The sequence below is a fragment of the Kitasatospora sp. NPDC028961 genome (assembly GCF_055564815.1).
On sequence record NZ_JBVHVO010000016.1, the window covers coordinates 55,855 to 80,526 of the forward strand.

The 24,672-nt window shown below is 72.9% G+C and carries 17 protein-coding genes and 1 pseudogene; 17 read left to right on the forward strand and 1 reads right to left on the reverse strand.

Annotated elements, in window-relative coordinates:
- Positions 1-56 precede the first annotated feature (56 nt).
- Genes ACZ4UX_RS24845 through ACZ4UX_RS24855 form a run of 3 tightly spaced genes read left to right on the forward strand, consistent with a single transcriptional unit; the run spans position 57 to position 5,445 of the window.
- Complete coding sequence (locus ACZ4UX_RS24845) at positions 57-1,511, forward strand: lysine N(6)-hydroxylase/L-ornithine N(5)-oxygenase family protein (protein ID WP_465708278.1); 1,455 nt, start codon at positions 57-59, stop codon at positions 1,509-1,511.
- On the forward strand, positions 1,489-3,312 hold the full coding sequence (locus ACZ4UX_RS24850; RefSeq protein ID WP_465708279.1) for an IucA/IucC family protein: 1,824 nt from the start codon (positions 1,489-1,491) through the stop codon (positions 3,310-3,312). The genes ACZ4UX_RS24845 and ACZ4UX_RS24850 overlap by 23 nt, the downstream gene beginning before the upstream one ends.
- Before the next feature lie 12 nt (positions 3,313-3,324).
- Complete coding sequence (locus tag ACZ4UX_RS24855; protein ID WP_465708280.1) at positions 3,325-5,445, forward strand: ATP-dependent DNA helicase; 2,121 nt, start codon at positions 3,325-3,327, stop codon at positions 5,443-5,445.
- Positions 5,446-5,547: 102 nt separating this feature from the next.
- Here ACZ4UX_RS24855 and lexA read toward each other — a convergent pair.
- Positions 5,548-6,219, reverse strand: a pseudogene (gene lexA, locus ACZ4UX_RS24860) (transcriptional repressor LexA); the annotation flags it as partial.
- A 551-nt stretch (positions 6,220-6,770) separates the two neighbouring features.
- Here lexA and nrdR point away from each other — a divergent pair.
- From nrdR to ACZ4UX_RS24930, 14 genes are all read left to right on the forward strand, one after another.
- Entirely contained in the window at positions 6,771-7,268 is a 498-nt protein-coding gene (gene nrdR, locus ACZ4UX_RS24865; RefSeq protein WP_329489838.1) for a transcriptional regulator NrdR, read from the forward strand.
- Between the two features lie 235 nt (positions 7,269-7,503).
- A complete protein-coding gene (locus ACZ4UX_RS24870; RefSeq protein ID WP_352294728.1) occupies positions 7,504-10,395 on the forward strand; it encodes a vitamin B12-dependent ribonucleotide reductase in 2,892 nt (963 codons plus the stop codon).
- Positions 10,396-10,618: 223 nt separating this feature from the next.
- Positions 10,619-10,864: an RNA polymerase subunit sigma-70 gene (locus ACZ4UX_RS24875; protein ID WP_329489840.1), complete on the forward strand. Its 246-nt coding sequence runs from the start codon at positions 10,619-10,621 to the stop codon at positions 10,862-10,864.
- 3 nt (positions 10,865-10,867) lie between these two features.
- Positions 10,868-11,434 (forward strand): Clp protease N-terminal domain-containing protein, encoded by a 567-nt coding sequence (locus ACZ4UX_RS24880; RefSeq protein WP_465708281.1) that lies wholly within the window; start codon positions 10,868-10,870, stop codon positions 11,432-11,434.
- 229 nt (positions 11,435-11,663) lie between these two features.
- Positions 11,664-13,448, forward strand: coding sequence for a sensor histidine kinase (locus ACZ4UX_RS24885; protein WP_465708282.1), 1,785 nt, complete (start codon positions 11,664-11,666; stop codon positions 13,446-13,448).
- Entirely contained in the window at positions 13,448-13,900 is a 453-nt protein-coding gene (locus ACZ4UX_RS24890; protein ID WP_352294721.1) for a roadblock/LC7 domain-containing protein, read from the forward strand. The genes ACZ4UX_RS24885 and ACZ4UX_RS24890 overlap by 1 nt, the downstream gene beginning before the upstream one ends.
- Positions 13,897-14,265 carry a DUF742 domain-containing protein gene (locus ACZ4UX_RS24895; RefSeq protein WP_329489844.1) on the forward strand — a complete coding sequence of 123 codons (369 nt, stop codon included), beginning with the start codon at positions 13,897-13,899 and terminating at the stop codon, positions 14,263-14,265. Before ACZ4UX_RS24890 ends, ACZ4UX_RS24895 begins: the two co-directional genes overlap by 4 nt.
- Positions 14,246-14,956, forward strand: a complete 711-nt coding sequence (locus ACZ4UX_RS24900) for a GTP-binding protein (protein WP_329489845.1) — start codon at positions 14,246-14,248, stop codon at positions 14,954-14,956. Before ACZ4UX_RS24895 ends, ACZ4UX_RS24900 begins: the two co-directional genes overlap by 20 nt.
- Positions 14,953-16,197, forward strand: a complete 1,245-nt coding sequence (locus ACZ4UX_RS24905) for a cytochrome P450 (RefSeq protein ID WP_329489846.1) — start codon at positions 14,953-14,955, stop codon at positions 16,195-16,197. The genes ACZ4UX_RS24900 and ACZ4UX_RS24905 overlap by 4 nt, the downstream gene beginning before the upstream one ends.
- Before the next feature lie 170 nt (positions 16,198-16,367).
- Entirely contained in the window at positions 16,368-17,573 is a 1,206-nt protein-coding gene (locus ACZ4UX_RS24910; RefSeq protein WP_465708283.1) for a cytochrome P450 family protein, read from the forward strand.
- A 245-nt stretch (positions 17,574-17,818) separates the two neighbouring features.
- Positions 17,819-19,201 (forward strand): ABC transporter substrate-binding protein, encoded by a 1,383-nt coding sequence (locus tag ACZ4UX_RS24915; RefSeq protein WP_465708284.1) that lies wholly within the window; start codon positions 17,819-17,821, stop codon positions 19,199-19,201.
- Positions 19,202-19,340: 139 nt separating this feature from the next.
- Entirely contained in the window at positions 19,341-20,348 is a 1,008-nt protein-coding gene (locus ACZ4UX_RS24920; RefSeq protein ID WP_359806465.1) for a carbohydrate ABC transporter permease, read from the forward strand.
- On the forward strand, positions 20,345-21,379 hold the full coding sequence (locus ACZ4UX_RS24925; RefSeq protein ID WP_465708285.1) for a carbohydrate ABC transporter permease: 1,035 nt from the start codon (positions 20,345-20,347) through the stop codon (positions 21,377-21,379). Before ACZ4UX_RS24920 ends, ACZ4UX_RS24925 begins: the two co-directional genes overlap by 4 nt.
- Positions 21,380-21,476: 97 nt before the next feature.
- Positions 21,477-24,623, forward strand: coding sequence for an Ig-like domain-containing protein (locus ACZ4UX_RS24930; RefSeq protein WP_465708286.1), 3,147 nt, complete (start codon positions 21,477-21,479; stop codon positions 24,621-24,623).
- Positions 24,624-24,672 lie beyond the last annotated feature (49 nt).

Below are 24,672 nucleotides of genomic sequence, written 5' to 3' on the forward strand. Positions count from 1 at the left end.
CGCGCCCCCTCCGCCGCCCGCCCGCGACCGACCCCGCCGAGGACACCTCCGACTCCATGGACACCCCAGCAGCCCCGCCCGCGCCGTACGACCTGCTCGGCGTCGGCATCGGCCCGTTCAACCTCTCGCTCGCCGCGCTGGCCGAACCCGCCCCGGGCCTGCGCACGCTCTTCTGCGACCAGCGCCCGGAGTTCCGCTGGCACCCCGGGATGCTGGTCGACGGGGCCCGGATGCAGGTCCCCTTCCTCGCCGACCTGGTCTCCCTGGTCGACCCGACCAACCGCTGGTCCTTCCTCAACTACCTGCGCGAGCAGGACCGGCTCTTCCCGTTCTACTTCGCCGAGCGCTTCCAGCTGCCCCGCCGGGAGTACGACCACTACTGCCGCTGGGCGGCCGAGCGGCTCGGCAACTGCCGCTTCGGCACCGAGGTCACCGCGCTGCACCGGGACGGCGCGCTGTACCGGGCCGAACTCCGCGACACCGCCACCGGCCGGCGCACCGAGGTGCACGCCCGCAACCTCGCCCTCGGCGTCGGCACCCGGCCGGTCCTGCCCGAGGCCTTCACCGCCCTCGACGGCCACCCCCGGGCCTTCCACTCCGCCGACTACCTGGACCGCCGGGCGACCCTGGACGACGCGCGCGACATCACCGTGGTCGGCAGCGGGCAGTCCGGCGCGGAGGTCTTCCTCGACCTGCTGCGCCGGGTGGGGGAGGGCGTCCGGCTGCGCTGGCTCACCCGCACCCGGGCGCTGGCGCCGATGGAGTACTCCAAGCTCGGGCTGGAGCACTTCACGCCCGACTACACCCGTTACTTCCACGGCCTGCCCGGGCCCGTCCGGGACACCCTGGTCGAGGCGCAGTGGCAACTGCACAAGGCCGCCAGCGCCGAGACCCTCGCCGAGATCCACGACCACCTGTACGAGCGGACCATCGGCCGGCCGATCGACGACGCCCCGGTCGAGATCACCCCCGGCACGGCCGTCACGGACGCCCGGCCCGGCCCCTGCGGCGGTCTCGAACTCCGCTGCCGGCACGGTGACTCGGGCGTCGAGCACGTGCTGCGCACCGACGCCGTGGTGCTCGCCACCGGGTACCGCGCCGCCCGCCCGGCCGCCCTGGAGCCGCTCGCCCACCTGATCGACTGGGACGCGGCCGGGCGCTACCGGGTCGACCTCGACCACCGGGTCGCGACGCTGCCCGACCTCGTCGGCGGACTGTACGTACAGAACGCCGAGTTGCACACTCATGGCGTCGGCACTCCCGATCTCGGGCTCGGCGCCCACCGGGCCGCCGTGATCCTCAACGCCGTCGCCGGCCGGACGGTCCACCGGCTGCCCGAACGCACCGCCTGGACCGGCTTCGCACCACCCGTCACCCCCGCCACCCCCGCCACCCCCGGTGGCTCCACCGGCCCTGCCGCCCCCGCCATGGGCGACGTCCCCGCCACCGCGGACGTCCCCGCCGTTCCGCGACCCCAGGAGTGGACCCGTGCCGCAACCGCCGGCCGCTGAACCCCCGCTGTACCTGCCCCCGCAGCTCACCGCCGGGCACTGGCAGCGGGCCGGCCGCACGCTGCTGGCCAAGATGCTCGGCGAGTTCGCCTACGAGGAGCTGATCACCCCCGTCCCCGACGGCCCCGACGGCTACCTGCTCCGGCTGCCCGAGGCCGAGTACCGCTTCACCGCCGGCCGCGGCGCGTACGGCGGCTGGCAGGTCGTCCCGGACTCGGTGCGCTGCTCCCGGCCGGACGGCCTGGACCCGCTGCGCTTCCTCCCCTACGCCCGGCACACCCTCGGGCTGCGCGGCGACACCACCGGCCACCTGATCCGCGAACTCACCGCGACCCTGATCGCCGACGCCCACCAGCTCGCCACCGCGCTCACCGCCGCCGAGCTCGCCGACCTCGGCCACCCCGAGCTGGAGGGCCGGCAGGGCGGGCACCCCTGGATCGTCCCCAACAAGGGCCGGCTCGGCTTCTCCGCCACCGACGCCGCCCGCTGGGCCCCGGAGGCGCGCACCCCGCGACCACTGCCCTGGATCGCCGTGCACCGCCGGCTGGCGCAGTACCGAGGCGTTCCCGGCGTCGCCGAGCCCGAGCAGCTGTACGCGCGCGAGCTCGACGACCCCGCCGCCCTGCGCGCCGTCCTCGGCCCGGACGCCGACGACTACCTGCTGCTGCCGGTGCACCCCTGGCAGTGGGACGAGACCGTCGTCCCGCTGTTCGCCCCGTGGATCGCGAGCGGTGAGATCGTCCCGCTGCCCACCGACGGTGACCTGCGGCTGCCCCAGCAGTCCATCCGCTCCTTCTTCAACCGGAGCCGGCCCGACCGCTGCACCGTCAAGCTGCCGCTCGCCATCCTCAACACCCTGGTCTGGCGCGGCCTGCCCACCGAGCGCACGCTGGCCGCGCCCGCCGTGACCGCCTGGATCCACGGGATCCGGCAGGCCGACCCGTTCCTGCGCGACGAGTGCCGGATCGTGCTGCTCGGCGAGATCGCCTCCGTCACCGTCGACCACCCGCTCTACCGGGAGCTGCCGGAGGCGCCCTACCAGTACAAGGAACTGCTGGGCGCGATCTGGCGCGAGCCGCTCGGCCCCTGCCTGGACGGCGGCGAGCGCGCCCGCACCCTGGCGGCGCTGCTGCAGACCGGCTCCGACGGGCGGGCGCTGGCCGCCGAGCTGATCGCCCGCTCCGGCCTCACCCCCGCCGCGTGGACCGCCCGGCTGTTCGCGGCGATGCTCCCGCCGCTGCTGCACTTCCTCTACCGGTACGGCCTGGTCTTCTCCCCGCACGGGGAGAACGCCATCGTGGTGTTCGACGAGCGGGACGCCCCGGCCCGGCTCGCGGTCAAGGACTTCGTCGACGACGTCAACCTGAGCGACCAGGACCTGCCCGAGCTGCGCGAGCTGCCCGCCGAGGTGGCCGGGGTGCTGCTGCGCGAGGACCCGCAGGGCCTCTGCCAGTTCCTCCACTCCGGCCTGTTCATCGGCGTCTACCGCTACCTCGCCCCGCTGCTGGAGGCGCAGACCGGACTGCCCGAGGCCCAGTTCTGGGCCCTGCTGCGGGCCGAGATCCTGCGCTACCAGGAGCGCTTCCCCGAGCTGCGCGAGCGGTTCGAGCTCTTCGACCTGTTCCGCCCGCGGATCGACCGGCTCTGCCTCAACCGGAACCGGCTGCTGCTGGACGGTTACGGGGACCGCCCGCACCGCCCGCACGCGGCCCGGCACGGCACCGTGCCCAACGCGCTGGCCGCCGCGGGAGCCGCGGTGCCGCACGGCCGGCGGGACCGGATTGTCACCCCCGCCCCGTAGGCTGGGTGGGTCATGACGAACGACTCCGAATCCCAGCTCCCCGCCGACGACGAGGCCGACGGGTCGGCCGCCGCCGGCGCGGTCGAGGCCGTCCCGCGGGCCCAGCTCCCCGAGCTGCTGCACGCCGCCGTGGCCGCCGTCGGCGGCGTCGAGCGCCCCGGCCAGGTCAGGATGGCCGAGGCCGTCGCCGACGCCGTCGACAACGGCGAGCACCTGCTGGTGCAGGCCGGCACCGGCACCGGCAAGTCCCTCGCCTACCTGGTGCCGGCCCTCGCCCACGGGGACCGCGTGGTGGTCGCCACGGCCACCCTGGCGCTCCAACGCCAGCTGGTCGAGCGGGACTTGCCGCGGACGGTGGAGGCGCTGCACCCGGTGCTGCGCCGCCGCCCGCTGTTCGCGATGCTCAAGGGCCGCTCCAACTACCTCTGCCTGCACCGGGCCAACGAGGGCACCCCGAGCGAGGAGGGCGAGGGCCTCTTCGATCCGGTGGACGCCCTCGGCGGCCCCACCGGCAAGCTCGGCCAGGACGTCCTGCGGCTGCGCGAGTGGGCGGACGAGACGGAGACCGGCGACCGGGACGACATGAGCCCCGGCGTCTCCGACAAGGCCTGGGCCCAGCTCTCGGTCACCTCCAAGGAGTGCCTGGGCGCCACCCGCTGCGCGTACGGGCAGGAGTGCTTCGCCGAGAAGGCGCGGGAGCGCGCCAAGCTGGCGGACGTCGTGGTCACCAACCACGCCATGCTGGCGATCGACGCCATCGAGGGCGCGCCGGTGCTGCCGGAGCACGAGCTGCTGATCGTCGACGAGGCGCACGAGCTGGTCAACCGGGTCACCGGCGCGGCCACCGCCGAGCTGACCGTCGGCGCGGTCAACCGGGCGGTCAAGCGCGCGGCCAGGCTGGCGAACGAGAAGGCGGTGGACGCCCTCCAGGGGGCCGCGGAGAACTACCACGGCCTGATGGAGACCGCCCAGCCCGGCCGGGTCGAGGAGCTGCCCGAGTACCTGGCGTACGCGGTCACCGCGATCCGGGACGCCAGCCGGCAGGTGATCACCTCGCTCGGCGAGACGCGGGACAAGGCGCTCACCGACGAGGACGCGGTGCGCAAGCAGGCGATGGCCTCCGCCGAGGCGCTGCACGAGACGGCCGAGCGGCTGCTGGCCGACTCCGAGTACGACGTGGTCTGGATCGAGCGCAGCGACCGGTACGGCCTGGGCACCGCCTCGCTGCGGGTCGCCCCGCTGAGCGTCTCCGGGCTGCTGCGGGAGGGCCTCTACAAGGAGCGCTCGGTGGTGCTCACCTCCGCCACGCTGAAGCTCGGCGGGGACTTCACCGGCGTCGCCGCCTCGGTCGGCCTGCCCTCGGAGACCCGGCTGCCGGACCAGCGCACCGAGGGCGACGCCCCCGAGGCCGCCTTCGGCGAGGACGCGGTGCCGCACTGGCGCGGCATCGACGTCGGCTCGCCGTTCAAGTACCCCAAGCAGGGCATCCTCTACGTCGCCCGGCACCTGGCCGACCCGGGGCGGGACCCGGAGCGCCCCGACATGCTGGACGAACTCGCCGAGCTGATCGGCGCGGCCGGCGGGCGCACGCTCGGCCTGTTCTCCTCGATGCGTGGCGCCCAGGCCGCCGCCGAGGCGATGCGCGAGCGGCTGGACAACCGGATCCTGCTCCAGGGCGAGGACACCCTGGGTGAGCTGATCCGCGAGTTCGCCTCGGACGCGACCACCTGCCTGTTCGGCACGCTCTCGCTCTGGCAGGGCGTGGACGTGCCCGGCTCGGCCTGCCAGCTGGTGGTGATGGACCGGATCCCGTTCCCGCGCCCGGACGACCCGCTGATGAGCGCCCGCCAGCGGGACGTCGAACAGCGCGGCGGGAACGGCTTCATGGCCGTCGCGGCCACCCATGCCGCGCTGCTGATGGCGCAGGGCGCGGGCCGGCTGGTCCGCGCGGCGGACGACCGCGGTGTGGTGGCGGTGCTGGACCCGCGGGTGGAGACCAAGCGGTACGGGAGCTTCTTCCGCTCCTCGATGCCGGAGTTCTGGTACACCACCGATCGCAACCAGGTGCGCCGCTCACTGGCGGCGATCGACGCCTCCGCGGCGCCGGTGCGGCCGGTGGTCAAGCGGGGCTGAGGCGTCGGTCGCCCCGAGAGGCGGCCGCCGCCCGGGCACACCGGAGGGGCTCCCCGCACCGTGCGGTGGAGCCCCTTCCCGGTGGGCGCCGTACCGGGCGGCTCAGAGGCGGCGCAGCACGGCGACGACCTTGCCCAGGATGGTCGCGTTGTCACCGTTGATCGGCTCGTACGCCGGGTTGTGCGGCATCAGCCAGATCCGGCCGTCCTCGCGCTTGAGGCGCTTCACGGTCGCCTCGCCGTCGATCATCGCGGCCACGATGTCGCCGTTCTCGGCGACCGGCTGGCGGCGGACGGTCACCCAGTCGCCGTCGCAGATGGCGGCCTCGATCATCGAGTCGCCGCGCACGGTCAGCGCGAACAGCTCGCCCTCGCCGACCAGCTGGCGCGGCAGCGGGAAGACGTCCTCGACCGTCTGCTCGGCCAGGATCGGGCCGCCGGCGGCGATCCGCCCGACCAGTGGCACGTACGAGGTGGACGGACGCCCGGCCGTCTCGGCGGTGTTGGGGCGGGCCACCTCGACGCCGCGGACCTCGTAGGCGCGCGGGCGGTGCGGGTCCCGGCGCAGGAAGCCCTTGCGCTCCAGGGCCATCAGCTGGTGGGCGACCGACGAGGTGCTGGACAGGCCGACGGCCTGGCCGATCTCCCGCATGGACGGCGGGTAGCCGCGGCGCTGGACCGAGTCCCGGATGACCTCGATCACCCGCCGCTGGCGCTCGGTCAGCCCGGCCTCGTCCGTCCGGATGCCGGGGGGGCGGCCGGGCAGCGAGCGCGCGGGGACCGGGTGGCTGTCGTCCAGCACGGCGGCGTGCTCGATCGGCTGGTCGGGAACGCGGCCCGGATGGGAAATGGCCTGGCCGGAGAGGCGGTGTTCTTCGCTACGGTCCATGCTGTCCACACTCTGCTGATTCGTGGTGCGCTGCCCCACCTTGAGCTGGGAGTGTTCCTGCACCGGGATGGTGTTGCTTTCGATCGTGTTCACGGCGGCCCCTCTCGACGGCTGTCCTCTCCCCTTTTCCAGCCCAACGGCACCTCCTATCGAAAGGTTGCGCCAAACACACGTTCGAGTGAATTATTCGGGAGTTGGCTGACTCGATCAAGGCTTTGTTGTACATCGCTTAAATGTTCGACTCGAACGCGACTCCGGCAGTCTAATCGGCGCCGACACGCCAGGGGTGTCGCCTCCCCCGTGGACCCACATGTAGTGGTTACAGTCCTCTCCGGGCCCAGTACTAGTGGTCGCGTCGCATGATCCGCTTGGCGGTGCCGGGTCCTCATCGCATAGACTCGACCAGTCCGCACGTCCTGCCCGGGAGGGATCTTCAGGTGCACTGCCCCTTCTGCCGGCACTCCGACAGCCGCGTCGTCGACAGCCGGACCACCGAAGACGGCAGCTCGATCCGCCGTCGCCGGCAGTGCCCGGACTGCGGCCGCCGTTTCACCACGGTGGAGACGGCCGCACTGATGGTCATCAAGCGCAGCGGCGTCACCGAGCCGTTCTCCCGGGAGAAGGTCATCTCCGGAGTCCGCAAGGCCTGTCAGGGTCGCCCGGTCACCGAGGACGCGCTCGCCCAGCTCGGTCAGAAGGTCGAGGAGTGCGTGCGGGCCACCGGCAAGTCCGAGCTGACCACCCACGACGTGGGGCTGGCCATACTCGGACCGCTCAAGGAACTCGACGTCGTCGCCTTCCTGCGCTTCGCCAGCGTCTACCAGGCGTACGACGGACTGGAAGACTTCGAGGCCGCCATCGCGGAGCTCCGCGCCGAGCGGCCCGTCCCCGAGGCGGACGGCGCCTGCGTGCCCGTCGCCGCCGCCGCGCCCTAGGAGGCCGGCTCCGCACCACCGGCCCCTCGGGGCCTTTCGTCCCACATCAGCCACATCAGCCACATCAGCCATACCGGCCCCTCGGGGTCGAGGCGTGCCCGGAAACGGTGCACAGAACACCACAAACCGTGCGGGTACAGGCAGGTCGTCGCCTGTCCGCACACCGGAAGACGAACCAGCGGTGCCCGGACTTTTCGGGGCACTTTGGGCGTTTGCCCAGGAGGAGGAGCGAGAAGTGACAGACACCACGAGCGGTTCCGCACGCGGGTCGAAGTCCGACAAGACCGTGACCAAGGGCGCCGGCAAGGCCCCCAAGGGCGGCCTGCGGATCGAGCGCATCCACACCACCCCTGGCGTACACCCCTACGACGAGGTCCGCTGGGAGCGGCGTGACGTCGTCATGACCAACTGGCGCGACGGCTCGATCAACTTCGAGCAGCGCGGCGTGGAGTTCCCCGACTTCTGGTCGGTCAACGCCGTCAACATCGTCACGTCCAAGTACTTCCGCGGCGCCGTGGGCACCCCGCAGCGCGAGTGGAGCCTCAAGCAGATCATCGACCGGGTGGTGCTCACCTACCGCGCCGCCGGCGAGAAGAACGGTTACTTCACCACCCCCGGTGACGCCGAGACCTTCGAGCACGAGCTGACCTACGCCCTCCTCCACCAGGTGTTCAGCTTCAACTCGCCGGTCTGGTTCAACGTCGGCACCAAGCAGCCCCAGCAGGTCAGCGCCTGCTTCATCCTGGCCGTCGACGACTCCATGGAGTCGATCCTCGACTGGTACAAGGAAGAGGGCATGATCTTCAAGGGCGGCTCCGGCGCCGGCCTGAACCTCTCCCGGATCCGCTCCTCCAAGGAACTGCTCTCCTCCGGCGGCAACGCCTCCGGCCCGGTCTCCTTCATGCGCGGCGCCGACGCCTCCGCCGGCACCATCAAGTCCGGTGGCGCCACCCGCCGGGCGGCCAAGATGGTCGTGCTGGACGTCGACCACCCGGACGTCGAGGCCTTCATCGAGACCAAGGTGAAGGAGGAGGAGAAGATCCGCGCCCTGCGCGACGCGGGCTTCGACATGGACCTCGGCGGCGACGACATCGCCTCCGTGCAGTACCAGAACGCCAACAACTCGGTCCGGGTCAACGACGAATTCATGACCGCCGTCGAGAACGGCACCGAATTCGGCCTGCGCGCCCGGATGACCGGCGAGGTCATCGAGACCGTCGACGCGAAGAAGCTCTTCCGCAAGATGGCCGAGGCCGCCTGGGCCTGCGCCGACCCGGGCATCCAGTACGACACCACCATCAACCGCTGGCACACCTGCCCGGAGTCCGGGCGCATCAACGCGTCCAACCCCTGCTCCGAGTACATGCACCTGGACAACTCCAGCTGCAACCTGGCCTCGCTCAACCTGATGAAGTTCCTGCGCGACGACGACTCGTTCGACGCCGAGCGCTTCGCCAAGGTCGTCGAGCTGGTCATCACCGCGATGGACATCTCCATCTGCTTCGCCGACTTCCCGACCGAGAAGATCGGCGAGACCACCCGCGCCTACCGCCAGCTCGGCATCGGCTACGCCAACCTCGGCGCCCTGCTGATGGCCACCGGCCACGCCTACGACAGCGAGGGCGGCCGCGCCCTGGCCGGCGCCATCACCTCGCTGATGACCGGCACCGCCTACCGCCGCGGCGCCGAACTCGCCGGCGTGGTCGGCCCGTACGACGGCTACGCCCGCAACGCGGCCCCGCACCGGCAGGTCATGAAGCAGCACGCGGACGCCTCGGTCGCCGCCGTCGCGGTCGACGAGCTGGACGCCCCGGTCTGGGCCGCCGCCACCGAGACCTGGCAGGACGTGCTGCGCCTCGGCGAGCAGAACGGCTTCCGCAACGCCCAGGCCTCGGTGCTCGCCCCGACCGGCACCATCGGCCTGATGATGGACTGCGACACCACCGGCGTCGAGCCCGACCTGGCACTGGTCAAGTTCAAGAAGCTCGTCGGCGGCGGCTCGATGCAGATCGTCAACGGCACCGTGCCGCGCGCCCTGAAGCGCCTCGGCTACCAGGACGAGCAGATCGAGGCGATCGTCGCCCACATCGCCGAGCACGGCAACGTGGTGGACGCGCCCGGTCTGAAGACCGAGCACTACGAGGTCTTCGACTGCGCGATGGGCGAGCGTTCCATCTCCCCGATGGGGCACGTGCGGATGATGGCGGCGATCCAGCCGTGGATCTCCGGCGCCATCTCCAAGACCGTCAACATGCCCGCCGCGGCGACCGTCGAGGACGTCGAGGAGATCTACTTCGAGGCCTGGAAGATGGGCGTCAAGGCGCTCGCCATCTACCGCGAGAACTCGAAGGTCGGCCAGCCGCTGTCGGCCAAGAAGAAGTCCGGCGACGCGAAGGCCGAGACCGAGGCGGCCCCGGTCGCCGCGGTCGAGAAGATCGTCGAGTACCGCCCGGTCCGCAAGCGCCTGCCCAAGGGCCGCCCGGGCATCACCACCTCCTTCACGGTCGGTGGCGCCGAGGGCTACATGACGGCCAACTCCTACCCGGACGACGGCCTCGGCGAGGTCTTCCTGAAGATGTCCAAGCAGGGCTCGACCCTCGCGGGCATGATGGACGCCTTCTCGATCGCCGTCTCGGTCGGCCTGCAGTACGGCGTGCCGCTGGAGACGTACGTCTCGAAGTTCACCAACATGCGCTTCGAGCCGGCCGGTCTGACCGACGACCCGGACGTGCGGATGGCGCAGTCGATCGTCGACTACATCTTCCGCCGCCTGGCGCTGGACTTCCTGCCGTTCGAGACCCGTTCCGCGCTCGGCATCCACTCCGTCGAGGAGCGCCAGCGCCACCTGGAGACGGGCTCCTACGAGCCGCTGGAGGCCGAGGAGCTGGACACCGAGACGCTGGCGCAGTCCGCGCCGGTGGCCCCGGCGGCTCCGGCCGCCCCGGTGGCCAAGCCCGCACCGGCCGTCGAGGCCCCGCGCAGGGCCCACAACTCGACGGAGCTGATGGAGATCCAGCTCGGCCTCAACGCCGACGCGCCGCTCTGCTTCTCCTGCGGCACCAAGATGCGCCGCGCCGGCAGCTGCTACCTCTGCGAGGGCTGCGGCTCCACCAGCGGCTGCAGCTGATCCGGACGCCGTGCCGGCCCGGTGCCGGATGACAGCCTGAGCGGCTGAGTTCCGCGAGGCGGGGCGAGGACCTTTTCGAGGTCCTCGCCCCGCCTTTTGCGTTGCCCGGACACCCGGGGTGGCCCGGTCGGGCGCTCGCTGCTCGTGCGGTGGAGCGCCGCGGATCCCGGGGCAGCTGTCAACCAGGGTTGACACGCGATGGGTGTCAACCTAAGTTGACGGTATGAGCGAGAACGGAGAACTCGCGGCGGCCGCGAGCAGTCGGGATCCCGCGGTGGGGCTCCGGGCGGTGCGGGCGCTGCGCGACCTGGCCGATCGCCTGGAGGGCCTGCAGGTCGGGAACGCCCGCGAGCAGGGGTGGTCCTGGCAGGACATCGCGGTCTGTCTCGGGGTGACCAGGCAGGCGGTGCACAAGAAGTACGCCCGGCGGGGTGCCGGGGGTACCGCGAGCGAGAAGGACGGAGGCTGAGCGATGTTCGAACGCTTCACCGACGATGCGCGGCAGGTGGTCGGCCAGGCGGGCCGGGAGGCGGCGCAGCTCCGGCACGGGCAGATCGGCACCGAGCACCTGCTGCTGGCCGTCGTGGCGATGCCGCACGATCCGTCGGCGGCCGTGCTGGTCGAGGCGGGGCTGGACCACGCCGCCGTGCGGCGGGCGGTGCGCCGGCTGCTCGGCGGGGCCGACGACGCGGAGGCGCTGGCGGCGATCGGGGTCGACCTGGACGCCGTCCGGGAGGCCGTCGAGTCGGCGTTCGGGGAGGGGGCGCTGGACGCTCCGGCGGAGGGCCCGGAGGCGAGGCGGCGGGGCTGGTTCCGGGCCGACGCCAAGGGCGGGCGGGTGCCGTTCACGCCCCGGGCGAAGAAGGTGCTGGAGCTGTCGCTGCGCGAGTCGCTCCGGCTGAAGTCCGGCCGCATCGGCGTCGGGCACCTGCTGCTCGGGGTGGTCCGGGAGGGGGAGGGGCTCGGCGCCAGGATCATCGCCGATCACGGGCTGGACTTCGCGGCACTGCGCCGGGCGGTGGATGCCACCTTGAGTTGATCGAGGTGCGACGGTGAGGTCGCCAATCGGTGCACGAGCCGTGAACGAATGATACTGGCCGTCAACTTGCCCATTGAGGGCAGGAGCTGAATGGATATGATCGGCCGAAAGCGTGAACCGATCAGCCGCCCGGAGACGTTTCACTACGTCGGCCGGGCGGTCGCGCGTTCGCCCGCCCCCGCTGTCGGCGTCCGCCCGTCGACGCCCGCCGCTGCCGAGGACCGCATCGATGAGAGAACGCACCAGCCCCGACGGCACGGCGCTCCGGCGCCCGGCCCCGCGCACCGCGGCCCTCACCGCGGCGGCCGTACTGCTGGCGGGCATCGCCGCCCCGGTGGCCGCGGGCCGGGCCCTGTCGGCGCACCAGCCGCTGACCGTCGCCGCGGTCTGCGCGGTCGCGGTGCTCTGGCTGATCGCGGTCGGACTGGCGGCGACCGCCACCGAGCGCGCCCGCCGACTGGCGGAGGAGCTCGCCGCGCAGCGGGAGGAGACCGGGGCGGCCCGCGCGCTGACCGCCGCGGCCGACGCCGCCGGGGCGAGCGCCCGCGAGCGGGCCGCCGCCGCCGAGACGGCGCGGGAGGTGGCCCGGACCGCGCAGGCGGACGCCGAGGCCGAGGTGCTGGCCGCGCAGGCCGAGCTGGCCCGGGTGCGGACCGAACTGGAGGCCGAGCGGGCGGAGCGAGCCGCACTGGACCGGCTGGCCGGGTCCGTCCTGCCCGAGGTGGTGAAGAAGCTCCGGGACGGCGCGTCCGTGGACAGCGCGCTCGCGGCGCACCGCACGCACCCCCAGTACGCGCTGCTGCGGGCCCTCGCCGAGGAGATCGGCCGGGGCGAGCGGCTGCGGGCCGCCGCCCTCGCGGTCTGCGCGACCGCCGCCGGGCGGGTCCAGGCACTCGCCACGAGCATGCACGCCGAGCTGCGCGAGATGCAGCACCGGCACGACGAGGAGGTCCTCGGCGACCTGCTGCGACTGGACCACTCCACGGCCCAGGCCGGCCGGATGGCCGACAGCATCGCCGTGCTCACCGGCGCCCGCTCGGGCCGGCGCTGGGCCAAGCCGATCGCGGTGGAGTCGGTGCTGCGCGGGGCGCTCGGCCGGATCGGCGCCTACCAGCGGGTCCGGCTGCACAACGCCAGCACGGCGGCCGTGGCCGGGTTCGCCGCCGAGGGCGTGATGCACGCGCTGGCCGAACTGCTGGACAACGCCACCAACTTCTCCGCCCCGCCGGCCGAGGTGCACGTCTACGTCGAGGAGGTGCCGGCCGGACTGGCGGTCACCGTCGAGGACAGTGGCCTCGGGCTGAGCGAGAGCTGGCTGCGCCGGGCCGAGCGGGCCGTCTCCGCCGAGCCCCTGGACCTCACCACGCTCACCGCGGGGACGCGGCTCGGCCTCGCGGTGGTCGGCGCGCTGGCCCGCAAGTACGGGTTGCAGATCTCCTTCCGGCCGTCGGCGCGCGGTGGCACGGGGGTGGTGATGCTCATCCCGCAGCAGCTGGTGACGCACGCCGCACCGGCGCCCGCTCCGGTGCCCGCCGCGGCCCGGGCGGCGGCGCCCGCTCCGTCGCGCCCGGCGCTCACGCATGCCGGCCCGCCGGCGCTGCTGCCGGCCAGGCCCGCCGCCGCGCCGGCGTCCGCTCCGGCGACCTCGCCCGCCCCGGTACCGGTGGAGGTCGCCGACAGCGGTCTGCCGCAGCGCCGCCGCGGGCAGACGCTCGCCGCCACCGGTACCACCACCGCGGCACCGGCTCCGGCCGCCAAGCCCGTCCGCGCCGACGCGGTGAGCGCCGCCGCCCGGTTCGGCGCCTTCCGGCGCGCCGCCCAGCAGGCCGGGAACGGCAGCGCACCCGCCACGCCCCCCGCACCGGCCACGCCCCCCGCACCGGCTGCGACCCCCACACCGGCCACGCCCCCCGCACCGGCCGCGACCCCCGCAAAGACCACGGACACCACGCCGACCGCACCGACCACGGACACCACGCCCGACGCCTCCCCCGTCACCGAGAAGGACTCCTGATGAGCAGCGTTATCGACCGTGACCTCGACTGGCTGTTGGAGAACCTGCTGACCGCCACCCCCGGCGCCCGGCACGCCCTGGTGCTCTCGGCCGACGGCCTCAGGCTCTGCCACACCGCCGGGCTCGGCGCCGATCAGGCCGACCAGCTGGCCGCGATCGCCTCCGGGATGCAGAGCCTGGCGCACGGCGCCTCGATCGAGTTCGGCGACGGCAGCGGCGGCGTGCGGCAGTCGATGACCGAGTTCCACGGCGGCATCCTCTGCATCGTGGCGGCCGGCGAGGGCGCCCACCTCGCCGTGGTCACCGACGACGAGGCGGACGTGGGCGTGGTCGGCCACAACATGCACGGTCTGATCGAGCAGATCGGCGTCCACCTCAGTGCTCCGGCCCGCGACGACGCGGGTGCCGGGGCGGATACGGACGCGGTGGTCCAAGAGAGCGCCCGGGTATGAGCGGGCGGCCGGTCCTGCCGGGCCGTGACGACGACCCGGACCGCCTCTACACCATCACCCGCGGCCGCAGCCGTTCCCCGGAGAACGCCTTCGACCTGGTCACCCTGATCGTCGCCGAGCGGGAGCCGGACCCGGGCATGCAGTCGGAGCACGCCCGCATCCTGCGGATGTGCGAGGCCCCGACCGCCGTCGTGGAGGTCGCCGCCGAGCTGGCGCTGCCGGTCTCGGCAGTGAAGATCCTCCTCGGGGACCTGCTGGAGTCCGGGGCGGTCACCGCCCGGCACCCCCGGTTCGCTCCCAACAAGGCCCGGCTGCCCGATCTCGACACGCTGAAGCAGGTGTTGCATGGACTCCAACAGCTCTGAGGCCCCCGGGCCCCGGCGCACCCCGCTGCGCGGTACCGCCGACAACGCGCTGAAGATCGTCGTGGTCGGCGGGTTCGGCGTCGGCAAGACCACCCTGGTCGGTGCGGTCAGCGAGATCCGTCCGCTGAACACCGAGGAGACCATGACCAAGGCGGGCGAGGGCATCGACGACCCCTCGGGCTCCTGGGGCAAGCGCTCCACCACGGTCGCGTTCGACTTCGGCCGGATCACGCTCTCCGCGAGCCAGGTGCTGTACCTGTTCGGCGCGCCCGGGCAGGAGCGCTTCTGGTTCCTCTGGGACCGCCTGTTCAGCGGGGCGCTCGGCGCGGTCGTCCTGGTGGACACCCGGCGGCTGGAGGAGTCCTGGTACGCCATCGACCGGCTCGAACACCACGGCACGCCGTTCATCGTGGCCCGCAACAACTTCGGCGATCCGAGCCACAGCCTGGAGCAGGTGCGCGCGGCGCTCGACCTGCCCGCCGAGGTGCCGCTGGTGGACTGCGACGCGCGCGACCGGGAGTCGAGCAAGCAGGTCCTGATCGAGCTGGTCCGGCACCTGGCCGCCCGGGTGGAGGCCGGCAGCGGTCCGGCTGCCCGTCCGGAGGCCGCCCCGGTCGCCCCGGTCGCCGTGTCCGCTGTCGCTGTCGCCGGCGCCACCCACCCGTCCCCGTACGAGGAGAGCACCCCGTGACCGAGCCCGCCGCCACCCCGCCGCCGGGCTGCCCGGCGCACGCCGGTGCCACCCCGCTGTACGGGCCGCGCTTCCAGACCGACCCGTCCCAGCTGTACCGCGAGCTGCGGGCCGCGCACGGTCCGGTGGCTCCGGTCGAGCTCGCCGGGGGTGTCCCCGCCTGGCTGGTCATCGGCTACCGGGAGCTGCAACTGGTGACCGGCCAGCCGCAGTTGTTCGGCCGCGACTCGACCCGCTGGAACGCCTGGGAGAGCATCCCCGAGGACTGGCCGCTGAAGCCGATGATGGCGCCGGTGCCGTCGATCCTGTACGCCGAGGGTGAGGAGCACGTCCGCCGCTCGCGGGCCGTCACGGACGCGCTGGCCGCCGTCGACCCGTACGAGCTGCGCAAGCACTGCGAGGAGATCGCCGACCGGCTGATCGACGGGTTCGCCGGGCGCGGTGAGGCCGAGCTGGTCGCCGAGTACGCGCACCGGATGCCGCTGCTGGTGCTCTGCCGGCTGCTCGGGCTGAGCGAGGAGCAGGCGCCCGTCCTGATCGACGGGCTGCTGGCGATGCTGGACGGCGGGGCGGACGCCCCGGCCGGCGCGCAGCGGCTGCTCGGCGTGATGCTCGACCTGGTCCGGGAGAAGGCCGAGCGGCCGTCCGACGACCTGGCCTCGCGGATGCTGCTGCACGAGGCGGGCCTGGACCACGACGAGGTGATGCGCGACCTGCGCGTCCTGCTGATCGCCGGCCACCAGCCGTGCTCGTACTGGATCTCCAACGCGCTGCGGCTGATGCTCACCGACGAGCGGTTCGCCGCCTCGCTCTCCGGCGGCCGGCGCAGCATCAACCAGGCCCTGAACGAGGCGCTCTGGGAGGACACCCCGACGCAGATCTTCGCCGGGCGCTGGGCGGTCCGGGACACCCAGCTCGGCGGCCAGCGGATCGCCGCGGGGGACATGCTGCTGCTCGGCTTCGCGGGGGCGAACGCGGACCCGGCGGTGCGGCAGGCCGACGGCAGCCCGGCGGAGGGCAACCGGGCGCACATGAGCTACTCCTACGGCGAGCACGGGTGCCCGTTCCCGGCGCAGGAGGCGGCCGAGGTGATCGCCACCACGGCGATCGAGGTGCTGCTGGACCGCCTGCCGGACCTCCGGCTGGCGGTGGCCGAGCACGCGCTGGTGTGGCGGCCGTCGGCGTGGGTGCGCGGGCTGGTGGCACTGCCGGTGTCGTTCACCCCGGGCTACGCGGTCTGACCCCCGGGGCCGCGCGGCCCCGGGCCCGCCGCGCCCGCCGGAACCCGCACCCCGGACCCCGCACCCCGGAATCCGCACGCCGGACCCCCGCCGCAGCCCGGCAGCGAGACGCCGGAGCCCGCCGGCAAGAACACCGGACAGGAATCAGGAAGCCAAGGAGAGTTGTGCCGATGACCGCCCCGATAGCCCTCGACCCGCTGGCGCGCGACAACGCCGCCGAGGGCGCGCTGCTGCGCGCCGCCGGCCCGGCGGTGGCGGTGGAGCTGCCCGGCGGCGTCGCCGCCTGGGCGGTGACGCGGCACGCGGCCGCGCGCGACCTGCTGACCGACCCCCGGCTGGTGAAGGACGCCGCGCACTGGGCGGCCTACCAGCGCGGCGACGTGCCGAAGACGTGGCCGCTGATCGGCCTGGCCGTGCCCGGCCCGAGCATGGTGACCACCGACGGCGCCCGGCACCGGCGGCTGCGGACGCTGGTGGCGCAGGCGTTCACGCCGCGCCGGGTGGAGCTGATGCGTCCCCGGGTGCGGGAGATCACCGACGGCCTGCTGGACGTCCTGGCCGCGGGGGAGCGGGTGGTGGACCTCAAGTCGGTCTTCGCCTTCCCGCTGCCGATGACGGTGATCTGTTCGCTGCTGGGCGTTCCGGAGTCCGACCACGCCCTGCTGCGGGGGCTCTACGAGGAGTTCTTCGGCATCCGGCCCAACCCCGACGGCATCCAGGCGACCATCGCCGGGCTGAACGCCTTCGTCGACGAGTTGGTGGCGAAGCGCCGTTCGGAGCCCGGTGACGATCTGGCCAGTGCGCTGCTGGCGGCGGACGCCGAGGGCGGGGCGCTGAGCGACGCGGAGGCGGCGGCCACCCTGCGGGTGATCATCGCGGCGGGCCACGAGACCACGGTGAACCTGATCGGCAACGCCGTCCGGGCGCTGCTCGCCCACCCGGACCAGCTGGAGCTGGTCCGGGCCGGCACGGTGTCCTGGGACGCGGTGGTCGAGGAGTCGCTCCGGTGGACGCCGCCGACCAGCAACTTCCTGTTCCGGTTCGCCGCCGAGTCCATCGAGGTCGGCGAGGTCGTGATCCCGCGCGGCGAGCCGGTGCTGATCTCCTACAACGCGATCGGCCGGGATCCCGCCCAGCACGGGGTGACGGCCGAGCTGTTCGACATCACCAGGGACCCGAGCCGTCATCTCTCCTTCGGCCACGGTCCGCACGTCTGCCCGGGCTCGCCGCTGGCCCGGCTGGAGGCGGGGGTCGCGCTGCCGGCGCTGTTCGAGCGGTTCCCTGAGCTGTCCCTGGCGGTGCCCGACGAGGACCTGCGGCCGAGCCCCTCGCTGGTGGTCAACTCGCTGCGGGAGCTGCCGGTCCGGCTCTTCTGAGCGCGCCCGGCGCCGGCCGGTTCCCCGCCCGCCCGGACGGGGAACCGGCCGGCGGCCGGGGCGGATCTCCGGGTCACAACTGGGGCACGTGCCGATGAAGGTCGAACGCGGACCTTGGCGGAGGGGGGCTGCTGCGTTAACGTCGTCAAACCGGCGGCCCGCCGCGTCCATGTCGATCTCCGGTACAGCGCAATGTCGTTCTGTCGTACTGCCGGCGCTCGTGCGCCCTGGCGAGGAGGACCGCATTGACCCCCACCCCGACCACGCCGTCCGCGAGGTCCCGCCGTCTGGTCGCCGTGCCCGCCCTGCTGGCGGCGCTGGCCCTGACCGCGGCCTGCTCCAACAGTTCGAGCTCCGGCGGCGGTTCGGGCGGCGGGGGCGAGACCCTGGCCGGTGACTGCGCCAAGTACCAGCCGTACGCCGGGCATTCCGGCACCACGGTGACGGTCTTCGCGTCGATCCTCAGCCCGGAGTCGGACAACCTGGAGAAGTCCTGGGCCGAGTTCGCCAAGTGCACGGGCATCAAGATCAGTTACGAGGGTTCCAACGACTTCGAGTCCCAGCTGCCGGTCCGGGTGACCGGCGGCAACGCCCCGGACTTCGCGATCATCCCGCAGCCCGGCCTGCTGGCCCAGATGGTCAAGAGCGGCAAGGTGGCCAAGCCCCCCGCGCAGACCGTCACCAACCAGGACAAGTGGAGCCCGGTCTGGAAGACCTACGGCTCGGTCAACGGCACCTTCTACGCGGCGCCGATGAGCGCCAACATGAAGTCCCTGGTCTGGTACTCGCCCAAGGCCTTCAAGCAGGCCGGCTACGAGGTGCCGCAGTCCTGGGCCGACCTGATGGCGCTCAGCGACCGGATCGCCAAGGCCGGTGCCGCGAAGCCGTGGTGCGGCGGGATCGCCTCCGGGACGGCCACCGGCTGGCCGGCCACCGACTGGCTGGAGGAGGTGGTGCTGGGCTCGTACGGCGGCGAGGTGTACGACCAGTGGGTGAACCACCAGGTGAAGTTCTCCGACGAGAAGATCACCACCGCGATGCGGACCGTGGCGGACTGGATGCAGAACCCCGCCTGGGTCAACGCCGGGTACGGTGACGTGAAGTCGATCGCCACCACGACCTTCCAGGACGCGGGGGCCCCGATCCTCACCGGCAAGTGCCTCATGCTCCAGCAGGCGTCCTTCTACAAGGCGCAGTGGCCCAAGGACACCAAGGTCGGCCCGGACGGCGACATCTTCGCCTTCCGCCTGCCGGCCGTGAACCCGCAGGTGGCCAGCCCGGTGGAGGGCGGTGGGGAGTTCGTGACGGCGTTCGCGAGCCGGCCCGAGGTGCAGGCCGTGCAGAACTACCTGTCCAGCCCGGACTGGGCGAGCAGCCGGGTGAAGACCGCCACCGGCTGGGTCTCCGCCAACCAGGGCGTGGACAAGAGCCTGTACACCGATCCGATCGACCGGCTCTCCGCCGACGCGCTCACCGACCCGGCGGCGACCTTCCGGTTCGACGGCTCGGACCTGATGCCGGCCGCGGTCGGCGCCGGGCAGGAGTGGAAGTCGCTGACCGCCTGGTTCGCCGAGGGCCAGTCCATCCAGAAGACCGCCGCCGACATCGACGCGGCCTGGCCGCAGTAACGGGTCCGACCGCTACCGCGGCCCGGCCCCGGTAGCGGTCTCCGACCGCCAAGGACCACCTGTCGAGGGCGGTGCGGGGCCACCCACCCGCACCGCCCGCCCCTCCTTCCTGCCCGTGGCAGGGAAAGGACGCGCAGCCATGTCCCTCACCGCCACCGCGCTCGCCGACGGCGCCTGGGGCGACGCCGCCGTCAAGTTCGGCAACAGCTTCGGCGCCGTCGCCGGTTTCCTGGGCATCCTGCTGCTGGTCTTCCTGGTGGCCGGTCGGGCCTCCGGCCGGATCGCCCGCCCGCTGGCCGTCGGGGTCTTCCTCGGCCCGGCCGTCCTGCTGCTGCTCGTCGGCCTGGTCGCCCCGCTGGTCCGCACCGTCTACCTGAGCCTCTACAACGACGACAGCAGCCGCTTCGTGGGCGGCGAGAACTTCGGCTGGGCGTTCACCACCGACTCGGTCCAGAAGATCCTGGTCACCACCCTGCTGTGGCTGGTGGTGGCGCCGCTCGCGGCCACCGGTCTGGGGCTGGTGCTGGCGCTGCTGGTGGACCGGATGCGCGGTCAGGCGGTCTACAAGTCGCTGATCTTCATGCCGATGGCCATCTCGCTGGTCGGCGCCTCGATCATCTTCAAGTTCGTCTACGAGTCCCGCGACGCCGCCCAGTCGCAGATCGGCCTGCTCAGCCAGCTCGCCATCACGCTGGGCTGGGAGCACCCGCCGAACTGGATGCTCTCCCAGCCGCTCAACACCTTCCTGCTGATGGCGGTGATGGTCTGGGTGCAGACCGGCTTCGCGATGGTCGTCCTCTCGGCGGCGATCAAGGCGATCCCGGACGAGGTCACCGAGGCGGCCCGGCTGGACGGGGCGGGCGGGGCGCGGCTGTTCTGGTACGTCACGGTGCCGATGATCCGCACCACGGTGGTGGTCGTGCTCACCACGGTCATGATCACCACGCTCAAGGCCTTCGACATCGTCCGCACCATGACCGGCGGCAACTTCGGCACCCAGGTGCTGGCCAACGAGATGTACTCGCAGTCCTTCGTGCAGTTCAACACCGGGCGGGGCAGCGCGCTCGCGGTGATCCTCTTCCTCGCGGTGCTGCCCCTGGTGGCCTACAACATCCTCCAGCTGCGGAAGGAGCGCGGAGTCCGATGAGCGAGCACCGTCCGACCACGGGCCGGCGTCCGACCGGCGAGCGTCCGGCCACGGGCGGCCGGCGTCCGGCCGGTGACCGGCGACCGTCGCGCGCGGGCCGGCGCGGCGGTCGCCGGCTCCCGGACGGGCGCCGGGGCCCGGTCCGGCAGGCGTTCACCAGCCCGCTCTCCTCGGTCTTCGTGATCGCGGTGACGGTGCTGTGGACCGTCCCGACCCTGGGGCTGCTCGCCACCTCGCTGCGGCCCAAGCAGGACGTCACCGCCGACGGCTGGTGGAACGTCTTCCTCCACCCGGACCTCGGCCTCTCCAACTACCACACCGTGCTGTTCGAGGGCGGCTCCGGTGTCTCCACTGGCCTGATGCCCTTCCTGGTCAACTCGCTGGCGATCAGCGTCCCGGCGACGCTCTTCCCGCTGGTGCTGGCCGCGATGGCCGCGTACGGCCTGGCCTGGGTGCGGTTCCGGGGCAGCGACACGGTGTTCTTCGTGGTGTTCGCGCTCCAGGTGGTGCCGATCCAGATGGCGCTGATCCCGCTGCTGCGGCTCTTCTCCGGCGGCGCGCACCTGGGTTCGCTGACCGTCGTCCCGGCGGTGGACTTCAAGGGCACCTACGCGCCGGTCTGGCTCGCGCACACCATGTTCGCGCTGCCGCTGGCGATCTTCCTGCTGCACAACTTCATCGCCCAGCTGCCGCGGGACCTGATGGAGGCGGCGGTGGTGGACGGCGCCTCGCACTTCAAGATCTTCCGGTCGATCGTGCTGCCGCTCTGCACGCCGGCGCTGGCCTCGTTCGCCATCTTCCAGTTCCTCTGGGTCTGGAACGACCTGCTGGTCGCGCTGACCTTCGCCGGGGGAACGCCCGAAGTGGCGCCGATGACCGTCCGGTTGGCCCAGCTCTCCGGCTCCTTCGGCGGCCGCTGGGAGCTGCTCACGGCCGGCGCGTTCCTGTCGATCGTCATCCCCCTGGCGGTCTTCTTCGGCCTCCAGCGGTACTTCGTCCGCGGCCTGCTGGCCGGTTCGGTCAAGGGATAGTCCCGATCGGCACGGGATGTGGCGGTTCCGTGGACACGGTCGGCGCCGAACCGGTACACCGATAGGGGCAGTTGGCCGAGGTGCGTGGGGGGCGGTCATGGCAGGTACAGGCATTCGGGCGGGCGTCGGACGGCGTGGCAGGCTCGGGGGCCTGCTGGCCGCCCTCACCACCGCCGTGGCGGTGGTCGCCGGCCCGGCGGCCGCTCCGGCGGTGGCCGCCACGGTGACCCTGGGCAGTACGGCGGTCGGTCCGTCCACCGATTCCGGAGACTCGAACCACCTCAACGCGTCCCGGTACGTCACCGGCGCGGCCGGCGGTACGGTCAGCAGCGTCAGCGTCTACGTGGGCGCGGTGGACGCGGCGCCGAACAACCGGTTCCAGGTGGCGGTCTACCGCGACAACGGGGGCAGCCCGGGCGCACTGCTGGCCGGCAGCGCCACGGCGACGCTCACCGCCGACAGCTGGAACACCGTGCCGCTGACGGCGGACCTCACCGCGAACACCGCGTACTGGCTGGCCTACAACAGCAACGGCGGCAGCGCCGCCGTCAACAACCTGCGCTACAGCCCCGGCGGTACCAGCGTGTACGGCAACGGCGGCCGGGCGTTCGGCAGTTGGCCCGCCGACTTCGGCGCGGTGACGTCCAGCGGTCTCAGCTTCTCGATCTACGCGACCTACACCGCGGAGCAGACCCCGCCGCCCCCGCCGCCGGGCGCCGGCCCGGGCGCCGAGGGTCCGATCCTGCTGGTCACCAGCCAGGCCAACCCGTACACCCGCTACCTGGCCGAGATCCTCAAGGCGGAGGGCCTCAACGACTACCGCACGGTGGACATCTCGGCGGTGACCGGCTCGGTGCTGGCCTCCGCCGACGTGGTGCTGCTGGGCGAGATGCCGCTCACCGCGGCGCAGGCCGCGCTGTTCACCACCTGGACCGACGGCGGCGGCCGGCTGGTGGCGATGCGCCCCGACAAGCAGCTCGCGCCGCTGTTCGGCCTCACCCCCACCGCCGGTACCCGCGCGGACGCCTACCTCAAGGTGGACACCTCCGCGGCCCCCGGCGCCGGGATCACCGGCGACACCATGGGCTACCACGGCGCCGCCGACCTCTACGCGCTCAACGGCGCCACCACCGTCGCCGCCCTGTACAGCGACGCCGCCACCGCGACCGCCAACCCGGCGGTCACCCTGCGGACGGCCGGCAGCGGGCGGGCCGCCGCCTTCAGCTACGACCTGGCCAGGTCGGTGGTGCAGACCCGGCAGGGCAACGCGGCCTGGGCCGGCCAGCAGCGGGACGGCACGGACGGCTACGAGGCCTCCGAGATGTTCTTCGGTACCGGAGGCCGGCCGGACTGGAACGACCTGGACAAGGCGCTGATCCCGATCGCCGACGAGCAGCAGCGGCTGCTGGCCAACCTGATCACCCTGCTCGACTCCGCCCGCAAGCCGCTGCCACGCTTCTGGTACTTCCCGCGCGACGTCAAGGCCGTGGTGGTGATGACCGGGGACGACCACGGCGTCGGCGGCACGGCGGGCCGCTGGGACGGCTACTCGGCGCAGAGCCCGCCCGGCTGCAGCGTCGCCGACTGGGAGTGCGTGCGCGGCTCCTCGTACATCTACACCGACGATCCGCTGACCCCGGCGCAGGCGCAGGCCTACACCGACCAGGGCTTCGAGGTGGGCGTCCACGTCACCACCAACTGCCGTCCCTGGGGCAGCGCCTCCGCCCTGCAGGGCTACTACGCCGACCAGTTGTCCAACTGGCGGGCCGAGTACCCCTCGCTGCCGAACCCTTCGAGCAGCCGTACGCACTGCGTGGAGTGGGACGACTGGGCGACGCAGGCGAAGACCAAGCTGGCCAACGGCATCCGGCTCGACACCGACTACTACTTCTACCCCTCCAACTTCACCAAGGACCGCCCCGGTTACTTCAACGGCACCGGTCAGATCATGCGCTTCGCCGACACCGACGGCAGCGTGATCGACGAGTACCAGGCCACCACCCAGCTGACCGACGAGTCCGGCCAGTCCTACCCCGGCACCATCACCACGCTGCTCGACGCCGCCTACGGCGGCACGGGCTACTACGCGGCGCTGACCGCCAACATCCACACCGACTTCGCGGCCTCCGCCGCCTCGGACGCGATCATCACCGCCGCGAAGGCGCGCGGCGTCCCGGTGGTCTCCGGGCGGCAGATGCTCACCTGGCTGGACGGGCGCAACGGCTCGGCGTTCACCAAGCTGGCCTGGAACGGCGGCAGCCTGACCTTCGACATCACCGGCGGGGCCAACGGGCTGCGGGCGATGCTGCCCGTCTCCGCCGCCTCCGGCACGCTGACCGGCATCTCCTCGGGCGGCCGGAGCGTCCCGTACCGGATCGAGACGGTCAAGGGCGTGGCGTACGCGTTCTTCGACGGGGCGGTCGGCTCCTACACGGCTTCGTACGGCCGGGACACCACCCCGCCCGCCGTCACCGGGACGACCCCGGCCGGCGGTGCCACCGGGGTGGCGGCGGGGACGGCGGTGCGCTTCTCGTTCGGCGAGCCGCTGGACCAGGCGAGCGTGACGGCCTCCACGGTGACCCTGCGGACCGCCGCCGGCGCCGCCGTGGCCGGCTCGGTGGTGTACGACGGCGCCGCCAACGGCGTGGTCTTCACACCGAGCGCCCCCCTGGCGCTGACCACCGGCTACACCGCGAGCGTCCAGGGGGTGCGGGACACCTCCGGCAACGCGCTGGCGAGCCCGTACGCGATCTCCTTCACCACCGGGGGAGCGCCGCCCAGGACGCTCGGCAACCCGGTCGTGGGCTCGCTGATCGACGACACCGACTCCCACCACCTCAACGGCAGCCGGGTCACCACCGGGGCGTCCCCGGTGCCGCTCACCGCGCTGAGCGTGCACACCGGCCCGGTCAGCGCGGCGCCGAACAACCAGTACCAGCTGGCGGTCTACACCGACGCGGGCGGCTCACCGGGCACCCTGGTCGCGGCGACCGGCAGCGGCACGCTGACCGCCAACGCCTGGAACACCGTGCCGCTGACGGCGGACCTCACCGCGAACACCGCGTACTGGCTGGTCTACAACAGCAACGGGACGGGTGCTTCGGTCAACAACATGAACTACTCCACCGGCCCGACCGGCTCGGGCGCCTACAGCAACGCGGTGGTGCCCTTCGGCACCTGGCCGGCTGAGTTCGGACCGGCGGTGAAGGACACGCTGCGGTACTCGCTCTACGGCTCCTACTGACGACCCGACCCGCCCGCACCCGCGGCACGGCGCCCCCGGGGCGCCTCTG

Coding starts and splice junctions, on each gene's coding strand:
- ACZ4UX_RS24880 (WP_465708281.1), top strand. CDS start 10,868: ATGTTCGAACGCTTCACCGACGATGCGCGGCAGGTGGTCGGCCAGGCG.
- ACZ4UX_RS24925 (WP_465708285.1), top strand. CDS start 20,345: ATGAGCGAGCACCGTCCGACCACGGGCCGGCGTCCGACCGGCGAGCGT.
- ACZ4UX_RS24885 (WP_465708282.1), top strand. CDS start 11,664: ATGAGAGAACGCACCAGCCCCGACGGCACGGCGCTCCGGCGCCCGGCC.
- ACZ4UX_RS24900 (WP_329489845.1), top strand. CDS start 14,246: ATGGACTCCAACAGCTCTGAGGCCCCCGGGCCCCGGCGCACCCCGCTG.
- ACZ4UX_RS24910 (WP_465708283.1), top strand. CDS start 16,368: ATGACCGCCCCGATAGCCCTCGACCCGCTGGCGCGCGACAACGCCGCC.
- ACZ4UX_RS24920 (WP_359806465.1), top strand. CDS start 19,341: ATGTCCCTCACCGCCACCGCGCTCGCCGACGGCGCCTGGGGCGACGCC.
- ACZ4UX_RS24855 (WP_465708280.1), top strand. CDS start 3,325: ATGACGAACGACTCCGAATCCCAGCTCCCCGCCGACGACGAGGCCGAC.
- ACZ4UX_RS24890 (WP_352294721.1), top strand. CDS start 13,448: ATGAGCAGCGTTATCGACCGTGACCTCGACTGGCTGTTGGAGAACCTG.
- ACZ4UX_RS24875 (WP_329489840.1), top strand. CDS start 10,619: ATGAGCGAGAACGGAGAACTCGCGGCGGCCGCGAGCAGTCGGGATCCC.
- ACZ4UX_RS24845 (WP_465708278.1), top strand. CDS start 57: ATGGACACCCCAGCAGCCCCGCCCGCGCCGTACGACCTGCTCGGCGTC.
- ACZ4UX_RS24930 (WP_465708286.1), top strand. CDS start 21,477: ATGGCAGGTACAGGCATTCGGGCGGGCGTCGGACGGCGTGGCAGGCTC.
- ACZ4UX_RS24895 (WP_329489844.1), top strand. CDS start 13,897: ATGAGCGGGCGGCCGGTCCTGCCGGGCCGTGACGACGACCCGGACCGC.